This is a genomic window from Streptomyces sp. NRRL S-495 (assembly GCF_000966955.1).
Taxonomy (GTDB): Bacteria; Actinomycetota; Actinomycetes; order Streptomycetales; family Streptomycetaceae; genus Kitasatospora; species Kitasatospora purpeofusca.
In genome coordinates this window covers 1-3,925 of record NZ_JZWY01000061.1, presented here as the reverse complement: position 1 = coordinate 3,925, position 3,925 = coordinate 1, and the positions used below count along the sequence as shown (strand labels likewise).

The window sequence follows — 3,925 nt, the reverse complement described above, 5'->3', positions numbered from 1 at the left end:
CCCTCACGGGTGTCCAGCAGCCGGGTCGGGCCGCTGGGGACGAAGGCACCGGCGAGGTCCTGCTGGCCGGGGAGCGTGCCGCCGGCCAGCTTGGCCGTGGTCTCTCCCGGTGCGGCCGAGGCGGCCGGTGCCGCTGCTGCGGCCGCCGGTGCCGTCGCGGGGCCGGCGGCCGCGGCCGCCGTCGCCAGGCCCGGGAACAGCGTCAGACCGGCCGCCACGGCGAGCACCGCCCAGCGGCCTGACCTCCCGTCAGATCTGGAGCCCCGTCGTCGCGTGAACATGCTTCCCCCATCTCGTCGAACCCCGTCCCGGACGGGCGGAGATCTCGCACGCCTCAACGGGGACGAGACATTGAAGCAGAACGATCACTCGCTTCGCGCACGGGTATTCGAGTGACCTCGGACGCCCGTGGGCGGCCGGGGTCGGGGAAGTCAGAAGTCGAAAACCGCCCCGGTGGTGCGGAGCAGGACGCAGTGGTTGCCGTAGGTGTGCCGGAAGGAGAGCGGGTGGCCCCGGTAGGTGCCGGAGGCGGTGACGGTGTAGGGGTCGTACAGGTCGATGCAGGCACCCGGGTCGACGTCGAGCCGGTTGAGGTCCCCGTTCACGGAGTCGACCAGGCGGCAGGCGGTGACCGGGTCGGGGTGGGTGGTGGCGGTGCCGCCGTAGGGCGGGCACTCGAGGGTGACGGTGCGGGGCGTTCCGCTGGAGGGGGTCTCACCGTGGGCGACGGTGAGACGCAAGCTCGTCCCCAGGGCGAGGACGGTGCTGGGTGAGGTGGTGGCGGCAGTGCCGATGGGGCCGGTGGCGCTCGCGAGACCGGTGGTGAGCAGCGTGGTCGCGAGGAGGGCGAGGGCTCGGGTCGTCTTCACGCCCCGCGCAACGAGCCCCCGGTACCGGCGTCACGGCCGCCCGCCGTACCGGAGTGGGAAGTCGGTGACGCCGACTTCCTGTGCCAAAAAGCGAGGGGAAGGCGAGGGGAAAGCGAGGGGGGAAGCGGACCGACACGACGCGGCCTGCGATGCTCTCCCCCGACCAGTGATCGGATCGGGAGCGGGGGAAAGTGCATGGAGATCGAGGAACACCTGCGGGCACGTGACGAACGGGCGTGGCAGCGCGCCGAGCGTTCGCGGGGGTGGGGGGTGCACGCGCTGGGGCTGCTGGCGCTGGGCGCCTGGTTGTGGGCGATCGGGCTGGCCTTCGTCCCGGCCTCGCACGAGTACCGGAACGGCACGGCGGTGCACTGCGGTTCGCCGGTGTTCCACGACACCCTCGGCAGTTCGCAGTACAACGGCGAGTGCGACGACATCACGGGCAACCGGATGCGCGGAGCCGTCGGCGTCGGGCTGGTGTCGCTGCCGCTCTCGGTGGGCTGGCTCTGGCGGACGCTCCTCCTCCGCGTCGAGCGCATCGACGGCAGCCGGTGAGTGCGACGCCCGGCGGCGGTCGGGGGGCGTGACACCGGCACCTTTCTGCCCCGGCCGAACGCAGCGGTGCCCCTGCCGATCGGCAGGGGCACCGGCGACGTCGCAGGGTCGGTGACCTCGGAACGGCGGATCCGTGCCTACCCCGCGTCGCCGCCGGCGTCGTTGGTGTTGTTGCCGACCTGGCGGCGCTGGGCCTTCTGATAGCTCCGCACCGCCCGGCCCGCGCCGACGGTGGCCGCCGCCACGGCGCGCGTCCACCGGGGACCCCCGCGGTCGGCCCACACCACGCAGACACAGCCCCCGACGACGAGCGCCAGGATCCCGATCAGCACCACACCGATCATGTCGCCCATCCTTAGTTCTTCGTTCTCGTACGGTTGCAGCGATGTTCCCAGGTCCGGCACCGGTTCGGCAGCCCGGCGCGCAAATCGGGCAGGGCGGGCAGGGCAGGCGCGCCGGACGAGAGCCGGCGCGCGGAGTGCCTGCGTGCGCCGGATCGGAAGGGGCGCACCGGAACCGGGCCGGTGGCGGGAAGACCCATGGGGAAGAACAGCCGTGCCCTTCCGGGCACCGGTCAGCCGCCGCCTGGGCCGCCGGGCGGAGCCGCTGACGGCACGGCGGCGCGGATCAGCTGGCGCAGCGCCCCGTAGTACACCTCGTGGTCGGTCACGACGGGCACGATCTCGGCGAGCCGGCCGCTCAGCACCGGATAGGTCTCCGGGTCGAGCGCGGCCAGCGCGGTGCGGGTCGCGGCCCGGGTGGCGGCCGGGTCGCGGTGGTCGACGAAGCTCGCGCTGCCGAGGGTGAGCAGGTACATCCGCCGGTACGCGGTGATCGCCTCCTCGGCGGTCATCCCGGCCGCCAGGCTGTCGGCGAGCTGCGGTTCCACCAGCCGGGCCAGCAGGTTCCGGCCCAGCCAGGGGCGGCTGCCGCGCAGGGCGACGAGCCCGGGGTGGGCGGTCAGCAGCCGGTACAGCGCGGTGAACCGGGTCTCGGTGGCGTCGGCCCAGGCGGTGCCGGGGGCGATCTGCGGGAGCCGTTCGGCGAGGTGGTCGGTGACCAGGTCGAGCAGGCCCGCCAGGTCGGTGCAGCGGCGCTGGAGCGAGGCCACGGAGATGTCCAGGTGGGCCGCGAGCGTCCGGAAGCTGAGGGCGGACGGACCCTGGCCGTCGACGATGGACAGGGCGGCGACCGCGATCCGTTCGGGAGTGGCGCGGTCGAGGGAGGCGGATTGCCGGGGCATGCGGCACAGCGTACGGTACGCCGTACCGGAATGCGGATCCCTGGAGGCGGCACCATGCGACACCAGCTCGGCTACGACGACATCAAGGCGGCGGCGGAGCGGATCGCCGGACACGTCCGGCCGGTGGCCGTCGCGCCCGCCGAGCGCCTCGGGGACGCCAAGGCCACCGGGAACACCGGGAGCAGCGGGAACGCCGAGGGTGCCGAGCTGTGGCTGGCGCTGGAGTACCTCCAGCACACCGGGTCGTTCAAGGCGCGCGGCGCGCAGAACTTCCTCCGCGCCCACCGGGAGGCCGGGACCCTGCCGGACGCGGGCGTCACCATCGCCTCCGGCGGCAACGCCGGGATGGCGTGCGCCTGGGCGGCGCTCCGGCAGGGGGTGCGGGCGACCGTGTTCCTGCCGGCCAACGCGCCGCGGGTGAAGGTCGCCCGGCTGCGCTCGTACGGGGCGGACGTCCGACTGGTCGGCACGGAGTACGCCGAGGCGCTGGCGGCCTGCGAGGAGTTCGCCGCGACCAGCGGCGCGCTGGCGAGCCACGCCTACGACCATCCGCTGATCGCGGCGGGCGCGGGCACCCTGATGGAGGAGATCCACGCGCGGGTGCCCGGCCTGGACACCGTGCTGGTCGCGGTCGGCGGCGGCGGGCTGTTCGCGGGGGTGGCCACGGCCGCCCGGCAGCACGGGATCCGCGCGGTGGCGGTCGAGCCGGAGCACTCCCGGGCGCTACACGCCGCCCTCGCGGCGGGCCGGCCGGTGGACGTCACGGTCGACTCGGTCGCCGGCGACTCGCTCGGCGCCCGTCGGGCCACCGCCCTGGCCGTGGACGCCGCCCGGCCCGACGCGGACGGCCGGGGCGCGCGTTCGGTGCTCGTGCCGGACGAGGCCATCGTCCGGGCCCGCCGGGAACTCTGGGAGGACCGCCGGATCCTGGTCGAGCACGGCGCCGCCACCGCCCTCGCCGCCCTGCTCACGGAGCCGGAGACCAACCGCGACAGCGACGACTACGGCTACCGCCCCGCCGACGGTGAGAAGGTCTGCGTCGTCCTGTGCGGCGCCAACACCGACCCGGCCACGCTCTCGGCCTCGCCCGAGCCGCGCTGAACCGGCCGGTCGGCGGGGCGGCCGAGGCGCCGCCCCACCGACCGCCTACTCCCCCGCCCCACCCCCCAGCCGATCCCCCAGCGACGTCCGCCGGTAGAGCACCTGCCGCCCGTCCCGGGCCCGGGCGACCAGGCCGTTGGCGTGCAGCACCCGCAGG

The 3,925-nt window shown here is 74.9% G+C and carries 6 protein-coding genes and 1 pseudogene; 2 read left to right on the top strand and 5 right to left on the bottom strand.

Features of this window, described 5'->3' with window-relative positions:
• Positions 1-281, bottom strand: a 281-nt coding sequence (locus VR45_RS47810; RefSeq protein ID WP_199925899.1) for a hypothetical protein, incomplete at its 3' end; no start/stop codon positions are given.
• 150 nt (positions 282-431) lie between these two features.
• A complete protein-coding gene (locus VR45_RS04570; RefSeq protein WP_052708831.1) occupies positions 432-869 on the bottom strand; it encodes an SSI family serine proteinase inhibitor in 438 nt (145 codons plus the stop codon).
• A gap of 195 nt (positions 870-1,064) precedes the next feature.
• Here VR45_RS04570 and VR45_RS04565 point away from each other — a divergent pair, with 195 nt between their 5' ends.
• Positions 1,065-1,424 carry a hypothetical protein gene (locus VR45_RS04565; protein ID WP_045938367.1) on the top strand — a complete coding sequence of 120 codons (360 nt, stop codon included), beginning with the start codon at positions 1,065-1,067 and terminating at the stop codon, positions 1,422-1,424.
• Positions 1,425-1,561: 137 nt separating this feature from the next.
• Here VR45_RS04565 and VR45_RS04560 read toward each other — a convergent pair whose 3' ends face one another.
• Entirely contained in the window at positions 1,562-1,768 is a 207-nt protein-coding gene (locus tag VR45_RS04560) for a hypothetical protein (protein WP_045938369.1), read from the bottom strand.
• A 230-nt stretch (positions 1,769-1,998) separates the two neighbouring features.
• Positions 1,999-2,667 carry a TetR/AcrR family transcriptional regulator C-terminal domain-containing protein gene (locus VR45_RS04555; protein ID WP_045938366.1) on the bottom strand — a complete coding sequence of 223 codons (669 nt, stop codon included), beginning with the start codon at positions 2,665-2,667 and terminating at the stop codon, positions 1,999-2,001.
• A 54-nt stretch (positions 2,668-2,721) separates the two neighbouring features.
• Here VR45_RS04555 and VR45_RS04550 point away from each other — a divergent pair, with 54 nt between their 5' ends.
• A complete protein-coding gene (locus VR45_RS04550; protein ID WP_045938365.1) occupies positions 2,722-3,768 on the top strand; it encodes a threonine/serine dehydratase in 1,047 nt (348 codons plus the stop codon).
• Between the two features lie 45 nt (positions 3,769-3,813).
• Here the strand turns inward: VR45_RS04550 and VR45_RS45340 are convergent.
• Positions 3,814-3,925: pseudogene (locus VR45_RS45340) on the bottom strand (transcriptional regulator); the annotation flags it as partial.